Raw genomic sequence first — 17,824 nt, 5'->3', positions numbered from 1 at the left:
TACTGAAAGCATCTAAGTACGAAGCAACCCTCAAGATAAGATTTCTCAGAGTAGGTAAAGAAAATACCTTAGATAGGTCCAAGGTGTAAGTGCAGTAATGTATTAAGCTAATGGATACTAAACTTTATATCTTGACTGGAAATATTTATAGCTATTGATTAAGTCTTAAGAGAATTAAAACTAATTATTAGGTAAAAATCAAAGAACTAACCTAAATATTAAGTTGGGTGAGTCGGCTCCGTAAGCCAAATCAAAGATTTGGACTACGCGACATCTGACCTACCAACGAAAACAAGTTTTCGTTGGTAGGTCATGAATATGGTGACAATGGCAGAAGGGATACACCTGTTTCCATACCGAACACAGAAGTTAAGCCTTCTAACGCCGATGGTACTCGGAGGGAGACCTCCCGGGAGACTAGGAAGTTGCCAAACTTACTTTTTTGTGAAGATTTTTTCTTCACAAATTTTGTTACAATTGTTGTAAAGATTTCATCTTTTTTATTTATACATATTGTATGTGCTTAGGTAGCTCAATGGTGGAGCACCCGGCTGTTAACCGGTAGGTTGTGGGTTCGAGCCCCACCCTGAGCGCCATATGCCGGGGTGGCGGAACTGGCAGACGCACAGGACTTAAAATCCTGCGGTGGTCAAACACCGTATCGGTTCGATTCCGATTCTCGGCACCATTATCGCGGGATGGAGCAGCTTGGTGGCTCGTCGGGCTCATAACCCGGAGGTCGTAGGTTCAAATCCTACTCCCGCAACCATACTTTTTAAACAATAAAATCACATATGGCCCTATGGTCAAGCGGTTAAGACATCGCCCTTTCACGGCGGTATCCCGGGTTCAAATCCCGGTAGGGTCACCATAATGACCTATCACCATTTGCTAAGCAAATGGTATGAAGGTCAGATGTCGCGGTGTTTCAAAGTTGCTTGCAACTTTGTCAACAAGCCGACTTTTAAAATATTATAAAAAAAAAGATTTATCCTTCGTTTTAGAGGGAAACCACCGTGTCACGACGGCATTGTTCTTCGGATTCGCCTAACGGCTCATTTCGAAGATTTAAAATCTTTCAGATTTTAAACCCCACAGGGGACAGGGTTCAAATTCCGGTAGTGTCCAAAATGGAAGTATAGCTCAGTTGGGAGAGCATCTGCCTTACAAGCAGGGGGTCACAGGTTCGAGCCCTGTTACTTCCACCAATATTTTTCATGATTTTAACCTTTTATGGCTTAGTAGTTCAGCTGGTTAGAATGCCGCCCTGTCACGGCGGAGGTCGTGGGTTCGAGTCCCATCTAAGTCGCCATTTGGATTTCAGTAGAGATCCAATGTGCTGATGTAGCTCAATTGGTAGAGCAATTGATTTGTAATCAATAGGTTGTAGGTTCAAGTCCTATCATCAGCTCCAATTTTATTGTAAAATAGAATTGATTGATAATATATTTTATGCTATAATATATTTATACTGAATATATCTTTGAGATGTATTTAAATAAAAAAATGAAATCAATTTCATATTATTTTTGCGGAAGTGGCTCAGTGGTAGAGTATCGCCTTGCCAAGGCGAGGGTCGCGGGTTCGAATCCCGTCTTCCGCTCCAATATTTGCGGGTGTAGCTCAGTGGTAGAGCCCCAGCCTTCCAAGCTGGTTGCGAGGGTCCGATTCCCTTCACCCGCTCCATTTTAATATACTTTTAATTTAAGAAAATTTGTGTTATAATTGTATTAGATTAAAGTGTTACTTTAATAATAGATATATATTTTTAACTTGCGCCTGTAGCTCAGCTGGATAGAGCAACGGACTTCTAATCCGTGTGTCAGAGGTTCGACTCCTCTCAGGCGCGCCAAATATCTTTTTATTTTATTTTGAACCTGCGCCTGTAGCTCAGCTGGATAGAGCAACGGACTTCTAATCCGTGTGTCAGAGGTTCGACTCCTCTCAGGCGCGCCAAATTTTTTTATATTTTATTTTTAACTTGCGCCTGTAGCTCAGCTGGATAGAGCAACGGACTTCTAATCCGTGTGTCAGAGGTTCGACTCCTCTCAGGCGCGCCAATATTTTATTTATATATTGAGCGGTATTAGCTCAGTTGGATAGAGCGACTGGCTACGGACCAGTAGGCCTGGGGTTCGAATCCTCAATGCCGCGCCACGCTTAAAAAAGGTAGCTTATTTACAATGTTTGTAAGCTGTCTTTTTTTTATTTTGTTACGTTTTGTGTTTCATTAAAATTTATTTTTTAAAATAATCAATTTATTTAATTTTTTTATGTAAATATCTGTTTAAGAATTTTTTTATGTAAATATCTGTTTAAGAATTTTTTTATTGATTTGAAGAATACTTTTTTAAATTTTTTTTGTAAATATTTGTTTGAAATTCAAATTTTTTTATTTTACATTAAAAAACTGACCTCTTTCGTTAGTTTTTATCTAACTTTCTGGGGTCAGTTTATTTTTGTTTAGTTTTTTATTTTATTTCTACGCTTGTATTTTCTTTTGTTAAAAAGTGAACTTCTACTTTTCCTTCTAGGTGATTTTCCAGATTTTCTGCTAGGTAGTTTATTGCTTCTTTTAGGTCTTCTTTTCTATCTGAATCTATGCTTTCCATAAAAAGAATAGCATTTTTTGTATCTTCTGTAATCATGGTTCTTTGACCATCTCTCCAGTTAAAGCATCTACAAACGGCACCTTCATCATCTTTATAGCATAATTCTCCTTCTAGGGTTGGTGAATTTTTATCATCTCCTATAGCCATAAAATCATCTCCACCTTTGGTGATTTCTAGTCTCAAATCTCCAACAAATTTGTCTATATCTTCAGCCCCGCATGGTAGTGCATAATTTAATGATGTAGCATTGTATATATCTACTAGGGGATTTATACTTCCAACGTCTTGATCTTTTGAAACTCTTTTAAGTAAGGCTTCTATTGATGAACGTGCTCCTTTTTTGGTTTTGAATAATTTGAAGGCATCTCTCCATACTTTTATTACTGGATTTTCGCTTAATACTGGTTTTGTAAGATAAGTTAGGGCTTTATCATGTGCTTCATCTAGTTTATCTTTTATTTCTCTATTTGATTTTTCTTCCATTTTTATGTCTTTAAATAGGATTAGCCCTATTTCAGCTTCTGGGAAAAGCTCCCAAAAAGATTCGCTTGCAATAAATTTCATATTTTTCTCCTTTATATTATATTTCCTTCAGAGTCTTGGAAGTTTATTGTTGTCCTAAAATCGTTAGGGGATAGGCCTACAATTCTCCTAAAGGCTCTTTGGAAGGTTCTTGTTGAATTATACCCAACTTTCATGGCTATATCTATAATTTTCAAATCTGTCGTTTTTAGGAGTTCACAGGATTTTGAGATTCTAAGTGAATCTAAAAATTCATAGAAATTTTTTTCAAATTGAAAATAGATAAGTCTGTTTACTTCTGATGTTGATATACCAAATTTTTTTGCAACTTTTCCTATTGTTAGATCTGAATTTGTAAAGTTTTTGATTTCGTATTTTATTACCTTATCTAAAAGTTCAGCTTCATTTTGTTTTAAGCTTACTTGTTTAATATTGTAATATTTTTTGAACTCTCCAGGATTTATGCCTTCTGTATTTTCAAAAATTTTAGTAAAGTGGGATGAATCGGTATAGCCCACGCTTTTTGCTATATCATTTAGGCTTTTGTCAGAAAACATCAATAAGTCTATAGCTTTTGAAAATCTTATCCTATTTAATAGTTCAGAAAATGTAAAACCAGTATTTTCTTCCAAATACTTGGTTAGTGATGACTTGCTGATGAAAAATGTTGAGGCAAGCCTATCTAGAGTAAGTTTTTCGCTCATATGTGAGTACATATATCTTAGAATTTGATTAATTTTGTTTTGGTGCTCTCGATTTTCGTTTGTAGTTATTTCGCACTTAGTTTCAAATCTTAAAAACTTGATTAATATTCTAATAATTGATGAAATTAGATATTCATCAGAATATGGTTTTTCTTTTACTTCTTCTTGGAAAGAATCATTTCCTACCTCGTTCTTTATTTCTATAAAAGAATTTTCTATATCTTCAAAAGATTTATTATCTAAAATTTTTATTGGATTTTGTGATAATAATTCTATGGAATTGATTTGATTTTTTCTAAAATTACAAATATTTCGAAAATCATCATTTATTAATTGAAAATTATAGACTATTTTATAAAATTCTAAATCTTCACTTACATCGGTAATTGTAGTAATATCCCAAGGCAAAATTGAAATCATTGTATTTTCTTCTATTAAATATTCAATACCATTTATCATAAATTTGCCCTTGCCCTTTTTAAATAGGAGAAGCCTTGCAGTACTATGAATTAAGGTATTTGTAGAATTATCTTGAAATTCTACCTCAAAACTACAAATTTTGGATAAATCTGAAATTGCAGAAATTTTGGTCTGTATATTACTTATAACCATAAATAACCTCTTTATCTTATTTTTTTATATATCTATATTATATAATAAAATCAATCTTTTTACTAATAATTAGCCATTTATTAATAAATTTCCTAAAAAAAGCTTGTGAAAATCTTTTCATTTGAATATATTTTACAACAAAGTATCAAAAATTTGTCGTGAAAAATAAAATGATTAGAGTATACTATTGATGTAAACGATATGAGTGATTAATAAAATTCGATTTTAAAAAGGTATTTAAGCGTAGCCTTTTTTTAATTTAAAGTTCACTCTATTTATATATATTTTAGGAGGAAGTATGACAAAAATACAAGTAACAAGTGAAATTAAGCCACTTAAAAAAGTTTTGGTACACAGACCAGGTGAAGAATTATTAAATTTAACACCATCAACTCTTGAGGAATTATTATTCGATGATATTCCAGATTTAAAATTAGCTCAAGAAGAACATGATAGATTTACAGATATCATGATAGACAACGGTGTAGAAGTTGTTTATCTTGAAGATTTAATGGCTGAAACACTAGATGCTAATGAAGGATTAAGAGAAACTTTCTTAGAACAATATTTAAGTGAAACAGGATGTGAAGATAAAGAAATCCTTGCAAAAGCTAAAGAATATTTAGAAAAAATTGAAGATACAAAAGAATTTGTTGAAAAAACAATGGCTGGTTTAACATTAAAAGAACTAGGACTTTTCACAGAAGAAGATCTTCATGAAATGGTTGTAGGAAAATCATATCTTGCAATTAACCCAATGCCAAACCTATACTTTACAAGAGATCCATTTGCATCAGTAGGATACGGTGCAGTTATAAATAAAATGTATTCTGTAACAAGAAATAGAGAAACAATCTACTGTGATTATATCTTTAGATTCCACCCAGAATATAAAGAAGTTCCAGATCTTTATGGTAGAAAAAATGAATACCATATAGAAGGTGGAGATACATTCAACGGAAATGAAAATACTCTACTAATTGGTATTTCTCAAAGAACACAATATGAAGCAATCAAAGTATTAGCTGAAAAATTATTCTTTGGTGATGTAGAAAATAAAATTGAAAAAATCTATGCATTAAAGATTGATGAAAACAGAGCTTTCATGCACTTAGATACAGTATTTACACAAATTGATTATGATGCATTCACATACCATCCAGCAATAATCAAAGAAATGGAAGTTAAAATCATAACAAAAGATGCTGAAAAGAATGAATTACACATTGAAACAGCATCAGGAAAATTAGATGAAATCCTTGCAAAAGCATTAGGAATTGAAAAAGTTCGTCTAATCCCATGTGGTGGTGGAGACCCAATTGCTGCAGAAAGAGAACAATGGAATGATGGATCAAACACATTAACACTTGCTCCAGGAAAAGTTTTAGTTTACAAGAGAAATATTGTAACAAACGAAGTACTAAGAAAAGAAGGAATTGAAGTACTAGAATTAGACGCATCCAACCTTACAGTAGGCCGTGGTGGTCCAAGATGTATGTCAATGCCTCTTGAAAGAGAACTATAAGAAAAAAAGTAAGTTAGTAACTAAATAAAAAATTAATAAAGAAAAACATTTAAGGAGAAAAAAACAATGCCAGTAAATTTACAAGGACAAAGTATACTAGGATTAAAATTCCTATCAGAAGACCAAATTAAATACCTAATAGATTTAGGTGAACAGTTCAAAAAATTAAAAATGACAAGAACACCTCACAGATATCTAGAAGGAAAAAATATAGTATTATTATTTGAAAAAACTTCAACAAGAACACGTTGTTCATTTGAAGTTGCAGGAATGGACTTAGGAATGGGAGTAACATATCTTGATCCAGGTTCAAGCCAAATGGGACACAAAGAATCAATCGAAGATACAGCAAAAGTACTTGGAAGATTCTATGACGGAATCGAATACAGAGGATTTGATCAAAGCTTAGTTGAAAAATTAGCTAAATACTCTGGAGTTCCAGTATGGAATGGTCTTACAGATGATTTCCACCCAACACAAATGATAGCAGATATGCTAACAATCAAAGAAAACTTTGGATACCTTAAAGGATTAAACTTTGTATTCATGGGCGACTGCAGAAATAACGTAAGTAACTCACTTATGGTTGCATGTGCTAAACTTGGAATCAACTACACAGGTTGCGGTCCAAAAGAATTATGGGCAGATGAAAAATTAGTTGCAGAAGCTAAAGAATTTGCAAAAGTTCACGGATCAAAAGTTGAATTTACAGAAAACGTAGAAGAAGCAGCAAAAGGTGCTCATGCAGTTTACACAGATATTTGGGTATCAATGGGAGAACCAAAAGAAGTTTGGGAAAAGAGAATTGAAATTCTTCACCCATTCCAAGTAAACCAAAAAGTTATGGACCTTGCTGATGACGATGCAATCTTCTTACACTGTCTACCATCATTCCACGATCTTGAAACAACAACAGGAAAAGATGTTAACGAAAAATTCGGAGACAAATATGATCTTGATGGAATGGAAGTAAAAGACGAAGTATTCTTAGGAAAACAAAGTAAAGTATTTGATCAAGCAGAAAACAGAATGCATACAATCAAAGCTATAATGTATGCAACATTAAAGTAGAAAAAGAAACGGATAATATATAACAGATGACAAAAAAAAGATTAGTTATCGCTCTCGGGGGTAATGCTTTAGGCAATACCCCTGAAGAGCAATTAGAATTAGTTAAAAAGACAGCTAAAACAATAGTAGATTTATCAGAAAATTATGATGTTGCTGTTGGACACGGAAATGGTCCACAAGTTGGAATGATAAACAATGCTATGGAATTTTCAGCAAATAATGGTGGAAATACACCAGAAATGCCTTTCCCTGAATGTGGAGCAATGAGCCAAGGATATATTGGATATCATCTATCACAATCAATCAGAAATGAACTTAAAAAAAGAGGCAAAGATTCTGAAATTGCATGTGTAGTAACACAAGTTTTAGTTGACAAAGATGATGAAGCTTTCAACAAACCTACCAAACCAATAGGAAGTTTCTTAACTAAAGAAGAAGCTGAAGCAAAAGCAAAAGAAAACGGATATGAGTACGTTGAAGATGCGGGAAGAGGTTACAGAAGAGTTGTAGCAAGCCCAATACCAAAAGAAATCGTTGAAATAAACGTAGTAGAAAATTTGGTTTCAAACGGAAATATCGTAATAACAGTAGGTGGAGGTGGTGTACCAGTAATAAACACAGAAGAAGGTTTACAAGGTGTGCCAGCTGTAATCGATAAAGACAGATCATCTGCATTGTTAGCAAAAGAATTAAATGCTGATATGTTAGTGATTCTAACAGCAGTAGATAGGGTTATGATTAATTTCAACAAACCAAATCAAGAAGAAATAAAAGAAATGACAATTGATCAAGCTAAACAATATATTGAAGAAGGACACTTTGCTCCTGGTTCAATGCTTCCAAAAGTAGAAGCTTGTTTAGAATTTGTTGAAAATTCAGATCAAGGCCAAGCACTTATTACATCTTTAGAAAAAGCAGCTGAAGCATTAGAAGGAAAAACAGGAACTATAATCAAAAAATAGGAGTTTTCTATGGAAAAAAAGAAGAAAAAATCACTAAGTGCATTTTCTATCTTAATGATAGTTCTAGCTGTTGTATGTCTTATCACTTTATTAACAAATGGACAACCAATAGATAAAGATATTATCAAAACATTGGATCCAGGTAAGTACGGCGAACTTATTGATAAAGTTAAGGCAGGAGAAACAGTTACTGTGCAAAGTGCTAGCTTAAGTGACTTTGTAATGGCTATTCCAAACGGATTTATGGATGCCGCTGATCTTATTATATTCATTTTATGTATTGGTGGATTTATAGGTATAGTTATGAGTACTGGCGCTATGGAAGCTGGGATTCGTTCATTAGTAAGAAAGAACAAAGGTAAAGAAGGAAGACTAATTGCAGTATTAATGTTCTTATTCTCAGTAGGTGGATCTACTTACGGAATGGCAGAAGAAACAATTGGTTTTTATCCATTAATTACAGCAGCAATGGTTGCAGCAGGACTAGATACAATGGTAGCAGTTGGTACAGTTCTACTCGGAGCCGGAGCCGGTGTACTAGGTTCAACAATCAACCCATTTGCAACATCTGCAGCTATGGGAGCTCTAGAATCAGTTGGAATTAAATCAAATGCAACAACAGTAATGATTATTGGTGTTATACTTTGGTTGTCAACAGATATAATTGTTATAAAATTTGTATTAAATTATGCTAAGAAATTATTAGAAAATAAAGAAAATTCAGTATTATCATCAAATGAAAAACATGAAATGCAAGAATATTTTGCAAAAGATACTGAAGGAGAATTAGAATTTACAGGAACTCATAAAGCAGTTCTAACAGTATTTGCAATTACATTTGTAATAATGATTGCTTCACTTATCTCTTATGCAGATATTAATTTCCATGGCGATGAAGAAGCTTATTTGAAAGTTTTTGGTTGGTCAGACTTCCTAACAGGCTCACCTTTAGGACAATGGTACTTTAAAGATTTGGCAGCTTTATTTACTCTTTCAAGTATAGTAATTGCTATAGTAGCAAGAATTGGTGAAAAAGAATACGTAGATGGATTTATAGCAGGAGCTGCAGATTTATTATCTGTAGGATTAATCATAGCAGTAGCAAGAGGAATTACAGTAGTAATGAGTGCTACACACTTAGATTTCTTCATTCTACAAAATTCAGCTAAATTATTAAGAGGAGTATCACCATTCGTATTTGCTCCACTTGCTTACTTGATTTACATGGTATTATCATTCTTAGTACCATCAACATCAGGACTAGCAGCCTTATCAATTCCAATCATGGGTTCACTTGCTCATCAATTAGGATATGACCCTAATATCATGATTATGATATTCTGTGCTGCCTGCGGATTAGTAAACTTTGTTACACCAACATCAGGAGTTGTAATGGGTGGACTTGCAGCAGCAAGAGTAGAATATTCTTCATATTTAAAATGGGTAAAGAAACCATTCTTTATAGTAATGATTGCAAATATAATTATTTTATCAATTGCAATGGCTGTAATGTAATAAAAAATTATAAACAAACTCAGAATTTTCTGGGTTTGTTTTTTTTTGATTATTAAATTTTCCAAAATATTTTTTAAAATTTTAAAAAATATTAATAACATATTATTTACAATTTTGTATATAATAATATAGACAAAAGTATAAGGAGGGAATATGGCTAGAAAAAATAGAGGTTCTGGCGGATTTTCTAATTTTCTTTCAGGACTTATTGGAGCTGTTTTGGGTGGATTTTTAGTTTTTTCACTTTTGGGCAGTTCTTTAAAAAATGAAAATAAAAATGAAATACCAAAAGAGACTAAAAATAAAAGTGTTGTAAATATAAATCCTACTGATGAAATAACAATGGAAAGGGCTGTTGTTAAAAAAAGCATAGATTCTGTAGTTGGAATTACAACTAAAACAAAAGCAACTCAAAATACAATTTTTGGACCACAAACAGGTTATGTTGAAGGAGTTGGTTCAGGATCAATTGTTACAAAAGACGGATATATTTTGACAAATTCACACGTTGTAAGTAATGGAGATGCCAGTGAAATTAATGTTTTATTATCAGACAATAAAACAAAAAAAGCGAAACTTGTTTGGAATGATACAACCCTTGACCTTGCTGTAATAAAAGTTGAAGCAAATAATTTAAGCCCAATAGATTTGGGAGATAGTGATAAGGTAAATGTTGGAGATAAGGCGGTGGCAATCGGAAATCCACTAGGTCTTGAACTACAATCAACAGTTACAAGCGGAATAATATCAGGACTTGGTAGGACCGTTTCATTTCAAAATGGAGCAAGAATGGACGGATTAATGCAAACTGATGCAGCAATAAATGCAGGGAATTCAGGTGGAGCCCTATTAAATTCAAAAGGAGAATTAATAGGAATAAACACAGCAAAAGCAGGAAATTCCGATGGGATAGGTTTTGCAATACCAGTAAATTTAGCAAAAAAAGTAATAAAAGAAATAGCAAAAAACGGCAAATTTAACTCAGTTTATTTGGGAATTACAGGAATAAATCTTGACCTACTTTTACAATCAAATAATATTGATCCAAAAACAGTAGGAAGCGAAGATGGAGTTTATGTTCAATCAATTTCAGATGATGCAAAAAATTATTTTAGAAAAGGCGATATAATTACAGAAATTGATGGACAAAGAGTAAAAGATATGTCAAACTTAAAGAAAATTCTTCTAAATTACAATGTAGGCGATACATGCAAAATTGAAATTGTAAGAGCAGGAGATGTAAAAGATTTTGATTTTAAATTTACCATGGACTCATCAAATATAGAAGAATTCAAAGAAGCAAACCCAAAAAATGAAAATAAGGAAGAAAAAGAAGATAATAATCAAATACTTCCTGATTGGCTAAGACCATAGTAAAGAAAAAATCCTAATAGGTGAAATCAATTAGGAATTATTAATATCTGAAATAATCGGCATAACTTACGAAAATGTAGGTTATGCCGTTTTTTTCATGCTTTGCCGGAATATCAACTGCATCAATGAAGTTTCAATGGATACAAATTGTCTTTTTTTAGTTAATTCCAGTACCTTTTTTGGTTTGTAAGCATCAATTCTCTCTACAAAACTTCTTTTGATTTATCTATGAACTCCTTAAGTTCAATTTGTCTTTGGTCCAGTTCTTTCTACTCTCCAGTCCATCTGCAAAAGTTACATATAGACTGGAGAGTAGAAAAATTCACATTTTTGTGATATGATAACGCTATATTTATGAGATATTCAAGAAAAGGAGATGCAAGATGGGATTTCCAGAAGAAATTAAAAGAATCAGAAAGAGATGCTTTTTAACACAGCACGACTTTGCCAAAGAAATACAAGTGGCATTTTCTACTGTTAATAGATGGGAAGGCGGTAAAGCAAAGCCTAACCTTAATGCAATGAAGAATATAAAGGAGTTCTGTCTTAAGAACGATTTGGAATATACAGGCCTTGAAGAGTCATGGCTTAACTTTAAAGTGGAGAGGAAATCTAAATGATTAATATAAGAAAACTTGAATCAGAATTATGGGAATCCGCTGATTTATTACGTGCAGGTTCAAAACTGACATCAAATCAATATTGTATGCCTGTACTTGGGCTTATTTTCCTACGCTACGCCTATAGTAGATACAAGATGGTTGAAAGAGAGATTTTAAAAGGACGTCCATCTCGTGGAGGTCGACTTATGCCTATTGAGGCAAGTGACTTCAAAGTTAAGAGTGCCTTATATCTTCCAAAAGAAGCACAATATGATTACTTGTTGAACCTTCCTGAAGATATTTCTTCTGCAGAACTTGTTAATAAAGATGGTCACACTATGAATAGTTTAGGGGAAGTAGTCAACAATGCTATGCAGCTCATTGAAGATCAGAGCGAGCAATTAGTAGGAGTACTGCCTAAAAGCTATACTGATTTTTCAGATGAGATTTTAGCAGAACTTCTTCGTATATTTAATAACTCTGCTCTTGATACAATCGGCGGAGATATCATCGGAAGAATCTATGAGTACTTCTTAAATAAATTTGCAAAAAATATAGCATCAGATGATGGTGTTTTCTTTACACCTAAGTCTCTTGTAAAGATGATTGTTAATATTATTGAACCTAAAAGTGGCGTCTTACTGGACCCTGCCTGTGGCAGTGGTGGGATGTTCATTCAGTCAGGTGATTTTGTAAATGCTACTGGAATAAACGCTAACAGCGCTATGACCTTCTATGGTCAGGAGAAGGTTGAATATAACGCTCAGCTTTGTCTTATGAATATGGCAGTTCATGGCCTTACCGGTGTCATAAAATCCGGCGACCAAGCTAACACTTTCTATTACGATGCCCACAACCTTGAAGGTTCTTGCGATTATATAATGGCAAATCCACCTTTCAATGTAGATAAGGTAAAGGCCGAATCATGTGAAAGTGCCAAGCGTCTGCCTTTTGGCATGCCAAGCGTTAATAAAAATAAAGAAGTTGGAAATGCGAATTATCTTTGGATTTCTTACTTCTATAGTTACCTCAATGAAAAAGGTCGTGCAGGATTTGTCATGGCTTCATCTGCTACAGATAGTCAAGGCAAGGACAAAATCATCAGAGAAAGTCTTGTTAAAACAGGTCATGTCGATGCCATGATTAGTGTCGGTAATAACTTTTTCTATACCAAATCATTACCTTGTTCTCTTTGGTTCTTTGATAAGGGAAAAGCCGAGCCTATCAAAGACAAGGTCCTTTTCATCGATGCAAGAAATTACTATACAGTCGTAGACCGTACTCTTAACGAACGGTCTGAATGGCAGCTTAAAAACATGAATGCAATTGTGCGGCTTTATCGTGGAGAGATTGATAAATACTCTGCTCTTCTTAACGAGTATCGCTTCGCACTTGGTAGTGATAAGCCTTTTGCAGAACAGGTGCATGAGTTATCAGAGAAAGCAAAAGCACTACGTTCAGAAACAAAGAAAGCTGTCGAATCAGCTGAAAAGCGTGAAAAGAAAAAAACACAGGAAGCTTATGATATTAAAATCGCAGAACTTACCGAAGTTCTCACGGTAGCCAAGGAAGCTAATTGGCTTTATGAGAAATTTGGTGAAGGCGTATATGCCGATATACTTGGTTTATGTAAGCTTGCTACCATTTCTGAAATCGAAGAAAAAGGCTGGTCACTTACTCCGGGAGCATATGTAGGTGTTGCTCCTATCGAAGATGATGGCGTGGACTTTGAAGAACGCATGACAGAAATCCACAAAGAACTTCTTTCTCTACAAGCAGAATCAAACGACTTTATGGATTCCATCTCACAGAATTTGAAGGAGATGGGGTTATGAGTTGGGAAAAAAAACAAATAGGAGAATTAGTTTCTTTAAGACAAGGATTTGCAATTAACAAAAAGACTAATCACCATATGTCAGAAGAGCCTACTCAACTACATCTTTTAAGAATTGGTGATATGAAAGATGGGAATTTTAGCGTTTTTGTTAGAGATACCATACCTGAAAAATTTATTGCCGAAGAAAGCGATATTATATATACGAGAACAGGTCAAGTAGGGCTCGTTTTTAGAAATCAGCATGGTGTAGTACATAATAATTGTTTTACTGTTACGTCTAATGATGAATCTATATTGAATCAGCAGTATTTATATTATGCATTGCAGGAAAATAGCTTTTATGAAGAGGCAAATAGTAGAGCTACAGGTGCAGCTCAACCTGACTTGCCTCACAGTGCATTTAATTCAATTGAAGTATATCTTCCGCCAATTGAGACACAATATAAAATAGTAAGTGTTCTTGATTCTTATAATTGGTTGATTGAAAACAACAAGGAACAAATTAAACTTCTCGAAGAAGCAGCCCAGAGGATTTACAAGGAATGGTTTGTTGATTTGCATTTCCCGGGATATGAAGATGTGGAGATTGTCGATGGCCTGCCTGAGGGATGGAAAAATGTTTCCCTTCGCAATATGATTTCATTTGATATCGGAGGCGGTTGGGGTGAAGAAAACATAAAGGAAAAGAGTGAGAAGCCAGCTTACGTAATCCGTGGAACAGATCTTTACGGGATTACTCATGGCGATATGTCTTCCATCCCTTTTAGATACCATACTGAAAGTAATCTCTCATCGAGAATATTACAAGAGGGTGATATTGTTTTTGAGGTATCTGGTGGTAGTAAAACAGAAGGCGTTGCAAGAACTTTATTGATTACAAAAGAAATGCTTGAATCATATGGCAGTCCTGTTATCTGCGCAAGTTTCTGCAAACTGGTAAGAATAAATGAATTGCCATATTCTCAGTATATGTATGATACTTTTCAATTCCTACGTTCTAGCGGTAAGACAACTGAGTTTGATAAGAAAAGTGCTAGCAGTATTGTCAATTATCGTTGGAAAGATTTCTTAGCTCAGCAGAATATATTGGTTCCACCGCATTCAATTTTAGATACTTATAATTGCATAGCGGAAAGCTTGTATCATCAAATAATTAACCATTCGAAACAGATCGAAAGCCTAAAAAATGCCCGTGACCGTTTATTGCCCAAACTTATGAGTGGAGAAATCGAAGTGTAAAGGAGGTGGAAAATTATGACCTATGATTATTCAGAGAATATCCTTGTACAGGAAAGTGCTGGTAATTTACTCCGTGATGAATTAGGCCGGGATGTTAAGTTTGCCTATAATACAGAAGTCCTAGGCAAAAATGGTTCTTTTGGTCGAGAAAGCTATAAGGATATTTTGCTTAGTCGATATTTCATTGAGGCTCTTAGGAAGTTCAATCCGTGGATAAATGAAAATCAGATAAGAGAGGCTCAGGAGCTTTTAGAAAAGAGACTATCTACTTCCTCCCTCCTCCAAATAAATGAAGAAAAATATTTTTTAATTCGTGATGGTATTCCAGTTACAGTCAAAAAGCCAAATGGACAGACCGAAACTAAAAAAGCTGCAGTTATTGATTTTCAGAATCCTGATAAGAATTATTTCCTTGCAATAAAGGAACTTAAGATTCATGGAGATTTATATCGCAGACGAACTGACATCGTAGGCTTTGTAAATGGTATTCCACTTCTTTTTGTAGAACTTAAGAGAAATACTGTGGACGTTCAAAATGCCTATGAAGATAATTACACCGATTATCTGGATACCATTCCGCACTTGTTCTATTACAATGCATTCCTTATGCTTTCAAATGGAACAGAGGCTAAGGTTGGTACCCTTGGCAGCAAGTATGAATTTTTCCATGAATGGAAGCGACTTTCTGAAGAAGACCAAGGAAGTGTTGCCCTTGAAAGAATGCTTCGTGGAATTTGTAAGAAAGAGAACTTCCTTGATTTATTTGAAAATTTTATCCTATATGATCATTCTGGTGGTCACACCGCGAAGATACTTGCCCGTAACCACCAATACCTCGGTGTAAACGAAGCTATGAAAGCTTATGCGGACAGAAATCTTAATGATGGAAAGCTTGGCGTTTTTTGGCATACACAAGGCTCTGGCAAAAGTTATTCAATGGTATTTTTTGCAAAAAAGGTGCGAAGGAAAATGGAAGGAACACCAACCTTTCTAATCCTTACAGACCGTGATGAACTTAATAGGCAGATTAGTGATACATTTGAGAATTGTGGACTTCTTGGTAAAGATATAAAGGCTTCTCAATTTATTGCTACAAGTGGAGATGACCTTGTTAAGAAACTACAAGCAAATCCAAGCTTTATTTTCACTTTGATACAAAAATTTAACAAAGCTGATGAAAAGCCTATCTATCCTGACCACGATATAATTATCATGTCAGATGAAGCACACCGTAGTCAGTATGGTATCTTTGCCGATAATATGATGAAGTTGTTGCCTACTGCTGCACGAATCGGCTTTACAGGTACACCATTACTTTCGAGTGATAATATTACTGCTCGTACTTTTGGTGGTTATGTATCAGTCTATGACTTTAAAAGAGCCGTTGAAGATGGGGCCACTGTCCCTCTTTACTACGAGAATCGTGGAGAAAAAATTGTTGACTTACACAATCCTGAAATCACGAATCAAATTCTTGATGCTATTGAAAATGCTGACCTTGATGTTAACCAACAGGATAAGCTAGAAGCTGAATTTGCAAAAGAAATCCACCTACTCACAGCCGAGCCTAGACTAAAATCTATTGCAAGAGACTTTGTGAGTCACTACTCTGATTTATGGACAAGCGGAAAAGCTATGTTTGTTTGCTTAAACAAGGTCACTTGCGTCCGTATGTATAATTATGTTCAACAATATTGGAAAGCAGAAATAAAAGCCTTAAAAAAAGATTTAAAATATGCCAGTCAACAAGAGAGTATTGAACTTGAAAGAAAAATCAAATGGATGGAAGAAACTGAAATGGCTGTTGTAATCAGTCAGGAACAAAATGAAATCCAAACATTTAAAAAATGGCATCTAGACATAAAGACCCACCGTACAAAGATGGAAAAGCGTGAGCTGGATAAAGAATTTAAGGATTCAAAAAATTCCCTTCGTGTTGTCTTTGTATGTGCAATGTGGCTTACTGGCTTTGATGTTAAATGTCTTTCATGCCTATATCTCGACAAGCCATTAAAGGCTCATACTCTTATGCAGGCCATAGCGCGTGCCAACCGTGTAAGCGAAGGCAAAAGCAATGGTTTGATTATAGATTATATTGGAATCGTAAAAGCTTTAAGAAAGGCTCTTGCAGATTATACTGCTAATGTTGGTGGAAATGGTGGTTCAGACCCTACAGTAGATAAGGATGAACTTATTGTTCGTATTATCGAAACTATAGGCAAAACAGATGAATTCTTGAATGAAAATGATTTTGATTTGGAATTGCTTATCAATGCTTATGACTTTATGAAGTTATCATACCTTCAGGAAGCAGCTAATGCAGTATGCGGTTCGATTGAAGATAAAAAAACATTTACAACATATGCATCTGAATTGAATCGTCTAATGAAATATACTGACAGAGATGATATCACTGGTCACGCTCGTAAGCAGTATGAAGCTATTGCCGCCATATATGCTGAACTTCAAAAAAAGCGTAAGCACATCAATACCACTGACCTAATGATTGAAATTAATGAAATTATAAGTGAGTATGTTGAAATTGAGGATACACCTACTATGGTTCGTGAACAAGCACGCAGATTTGATATCAGTGCAATTGATTTCGATCTTCTTCGAAAAGAATTTGCAAAGGTTAAGAAAAAGAACCTTGCCTTAAAGGATTTAGAAGAAGTTATTCAGCATAAGCTTGATAGTATGCTTTTTGCTAATCCTGATCGAATCAACTACTACGATCGCTATCAGCAAATTATTGATGATTATAACAGTGAAAAGGACAGAGCTACAATCGAAAAGACTTTCATGGAATTGATGGATTTGGCTAATCAAATGAGCCAAGAAGAACAACGCTATGTCCGTGAAGGATTTACAAGTGATGAAGAACTTTCTCTTTACGATATGTTATTCCGCGAAGATTTAAGTAAAACGGACATCAAGAAATTAAAAGAAGTTGCAACATCACTACTACAGAAAATAAAAATGAAAGTTGCTGAATTTGACCATTGGACAGATAAGCAAGAAACAAAAGCAGCTATTGATAATCTGATCCGTGATACCCTTTGGGCAGATTTGCCTGAGTGTTACGATGAGCTTAGCATCTCTATGTACCGTCAGCAGATTTTTGAGTATGTATATACTCGATACAGAGGGGCTGTTTAACTAAATATTATAACTAACCTTACAACCCTTTTCGGTACTTGAGCATAAGAAAACGACCACACAGGAGCATTCCTACTCTTGCATGGTCGT

The 17,824-nt window shown here is 34.4% G+C and carries 11 protein-coding genes, 13 tRNA genes and 2 rRNA genes; 24 read left to right on the top strand and 2 right to left on the bottom strand.

The features are described from left to right. The 15 genes from BN2087_RS09015 to BN2087_RS08945 all read left to right on the top strand — a co-directional run. A 23S ribosomal RNA gene (locus BN2087_RS09015) occupies window positions 1–139 on the top strand; the annotation flags it as partial. Window positions 140–317: 178 nt separating this feature from the next. After that, window positions 318–434 (top strand): 5S ribosomal RNA (gene rrf / locus BN2087_RS09010). Window positions 435–521: 87 nt separating this feature from the next. After that, a tRNA-Asn gene (locus BN2087_RS09005) sits at window positions 522–596 on the top strand. 3 nt (window positions 597–599) lie between these two features. Continuing rightward, window positions 600–688 (top strand) — tRNA-Leu (locus BN2087_RS09000). A gap of 4 nt (window positions 689–692) precedes the next feature. Beyond that, window positions 693–769 (top strand) — tRNA-Met (locus tag BN2087_RS08995). Between the two features lie 27 nt (window positions 770–796). Next, window positions 797–871 (top strand) — tRNA-Glu (locus BN2087_RS08990). Between the two features lie 261 nt (window positions 872–1,132). Continuing rightward, window positions 1,133–1,208 (top strand) — tRNA-Val (locus BN2087_RS08985). A gap of 27 nt (window positions 1,209–1,235) precedes the next feature. Continuing rightward, a tRNA-Asp gene (locus BN2087_RS08980) sits at window positions 1,236–1,312 on the top strand. A 26-nt stretch (window positions 1,313–1,338) separates the two neighbouring features. After that, window positions 1,339–1,414: transfer RNA gene (locus BN2087_RS08975), tRNA-Thr, on the top strand. Window positions 1,415–1,531: 117 nt separating this feature from the next. Then, window positions 1,532–1,606, top strand: a tRNA-Gly gene (locus BN2087_RS08970). A 6-nt stretch (window positions 1,607–1,612) separates the two neighbouring features. After that, window positions 1,613–1,686, top strand: a tRNA-Gly gene (locus BN2087_RS08965). An 89-nt stretch (window positions 1,687–1,775) separates the two neighbouring features. Further along, window positions 1,776–1,852: transfer RNA gene (locus BN2087_RS08960), tRNA-Arg, on the top strand. Between the two features lie 27 nt (window positions 1,853–1,879). Further along, window positions 1,880–1,956 (top strand) — tRNA-Arg (locus BN2087_RS08955). 27 nt (window positions 1,957–1,983) lie between these two features. Then, window positions 1,984–2,060, top strand: a tRNA-Arg gene (locus tag BN2087_RS08950). Window positions 2,061–2,080: 20 nt separating this feature from the next. Beyond that, window positions 2,081–2,157: transfer RNA gene (locus BN2087_RS08945), tRNA-Arg, on the top strand. A gap of 314 nt (window positions 2,158–2,471) precedes the next feature. On the opposite strand, the gene BN2087_RS08940 is transcribed toward BN2087_RS08945, so the two are convergent. Next, window positions 2,472–3,176, bottom strand: a complete 705-nt coding sequence (locus BN2087_RS08940) for a B3/B4 domain-containing protein (RefSeq protein WP_049691419.1) — start codon at window positions 3,174–3,176, stop codon at window positions 2,472–2,474. 11 nt (window positions 3,177–3,187) lie between these two features. After that, window positions 3,188–4,450, bottom strand: coding sequence for a helix-turn-helix domain-containing protein (locus tag BN2087_RS08935; protein ID WP_049691418.1), 1,263 nt, complete (start codon window positions 4,448–4,450; stop codon window positions 3,188–3,190). 298 nt (window positions 4,451–4,748) lie between these two features. Here BN2087_RS08935 and BN2087_RS08930 point away from each other — a divergent pair, with 298 nt between their 5' ends. The 9 genes from BN2087_RS08930 to BN2087_RS08890 all read left to right on the top strand — a co-directional run bounded on the left by BN2087_RS08930 (window position 4,749) and on the right by BN2087_RS08890 (window position 17,734). Beyond that, entirely contained in the window at window positions 4,749–5,975 is a 1,227-nt protein-coding gene (locus BN2087_RS08930) for an arginine deiminase (RefSeq protein ID WP_049691417.1), read from the top strand. 66 nt (window positions 5,976–6,041) lie between these two features. Next, window positions 6,042–7,046 carry an ornithine carbamoyltransferase gene (argF, locus tag BN2087_RS08925; RefSeq protein ID WP_049691416.1) on the top strand — a complete coding sequence of 335 codons (1,005 nt, stop codon included), beginning with the start codon at window positions 6,042–6,044 and terminating at the stop codon, window positions 7,044–7,046. A 26-nt stretch (window positions 7,047–7,072) separates the two neighbouring features. Beyond that, window positions 7,073–8,008, top strand: a complete 936-nt coding sequence (gene arcC, locus BN2087_RS08920) for a carbamate kinase (RefSeq protein WP_049691415.1) — start codon at window positions 7,073–7,075, stop codon at window positions 8,006–8,008. A 9-nt stretch (window positions 8,009–8,017) separates the two neighbouring features. Then, a complete protein-coding gene (locus BN2087_RS08915; protein WP_049691414.1) occupies window positions 8,018–9,523 on the top strand; it encodes a YfcC family protein in 1,506 nt (501 codons plus the stop codon). A 153-nt stretch (window positions 9,524–9,676) separates the two neighbouring features. Further along, window positions 9,677–10,897 carry a S1C family serine protease gene (locus BN2087_RS08910; RefSeq protein ID WP_049691413.1) on the top strand — a complete coding sequence of 407 codons (1,221 nt, stop codon included), beginning with the start codon at window positions 9,677–9,679 and terminating at the stop codon, window positions 10,895–10,897. Window positions 10,898–11,280: 383 nt separating this feature from the next. Beyond that, window positions 11,281–11,517 (top strand): helix-turn-helix domain-containing protein, encoded by a 237-nt coding sequence (locus BN2087_RS08905; RefSeq protein WP_049691412.1) that lies wholly within the window; start codon window positions 11,281–11,283, stop codon window positions 11,515–11,517. After that, the gene (locus BN2087_RS08900; RefSeq protein WP_049691411.1) at window positions 11,514–13,334 is read left to right on the top strand and encodes a class I SAM-dependent DNA methyltransferase; all 1,821 of its coding nucleotides are present in this window, start codon (window positions 11,514–11,516) and stop codon (window positions 13,332–13,334) included. Before BN2087_RS08905 ends, BN2087_RS08900 begins: the two co-directional genes overlap by 4 nt. After that, complete coding sequence (locus BN2087_RS08895; RefSeq protein WP_049691410.1) at window positions 13,331–14,575, top strand: restriction endonuclease subunit S; 1,245 nt, start codon at window positions 13,331–13,333, stop codon at window positions 14,573–14,575. The genes BN2087_RS08900 and BN2087_RS08895 overlap by 4 nt, the downstream gene beginning before the upstream one ends. Before the next feature lie 15 nt (window positions 14,576–14,590). Then, complete coding sequence (locus BN2087_RS08890; protein ID WP_049691409.1) at window positions 14,591–17,734, top strand: type I restriction endonuclease subunit R; 3,144 nt, start codon at window positions 14,591–14,593, stop codon at window positions 17,732–17,734. Window positions 17,735–17,824: the final 90 nt, after the last annotated feature.

This window comes from Anaerococcus jeddahensis, assembly GCF_001182725.1.
Classification (GTDB): Bacteria; Bacillota; Clostridia; order Tissierellales; family Peptoniphilaceae; genus Anaerococcus; species Anaerococcus jeddahensis.
The sequence above is the reverse complement of the archived record's forward strand: the minus strand, read 5'-3'. Positions and strand labels throughout refer to the sequence as shown.

Bases quoted from the DNA above. Each gene is read 5' to 3' on its own strand.
- BN2087_RS08900 (WP_049691411.1), top strand. From the start codon at position 11,514: ATGATTAATATAAGAAAACTTGAATCAGAATTATGGGAATCCGCTGAT.
- BN2087_RS08905 (WP_049691412.1), top strand. From the start codon at position 11,281: ATGGGATTTCCAGAAGAAATTAAAAGAATCAGAAAGAGATGCTTTTTA.
- arcC (WP_049691415.1), top strand. From the start codon at position 7,073: ATGACAAAAAAAAGATTAGTTATCGCTCTCGGGGGTAATGCTTTAGGC.
- BN2087_RS08940 (WP_049691419.1), bottom strand. From the start codon at position 3,176: ATGAAATTTATTGCAAGCGAATCTTTTTGGGAGCTTTTCCCAGAAGCT.
- BN2087_RS08935 (WP_049691418.1), bottom strand. From the start codon at position 4,450: ATGGTTATAAGTAATATACAGACCAAAATTTCTGCAATTTCAGATTTA.
- BN2087_RS08895 (WP_049691410.1), top strand. From the start codon at position 13,331: ATGAGTTGGGAAAAAAAACAAATAGGAGAATTAGTTTCTTTAAGACAA.
- argF (WP_049691416.1), top strand. From the start codon at position 6,042: ATGCCAGTAAATTTACAAGGACAAAGTATACTAGGATTAAAATTCCTA.
- BN2087_RS08930 (WP_049691417.1), top strand. From the start codon at position 4,749: ATGACAAAAATACAAGTAACAAGTGAAATTAAGCCACTTAAAAAAGTT.
- BN2087_RS08890 (WP_049691409.1), top strand. From the start codon at position 14,591: ATGACCTATGATTATTCAGAGAATATCCTTGTACAGGAAAGTGCTGGT.
- BN2087_RS08915 (WP_049691414.1), top strand. From the start codon at position 8,018: ATGGAAAAAAAGAAGAAAAAATCACTAAGTGCATTTTCTATCTTAATG.
- BN2087_RS08910 (WP_049691413.1), top strand. From the start codon at position 9,677: ATGGCTAGAAAAAATAGAGGTTCTGGCGGATTTTCTAATTTTCTTTCA.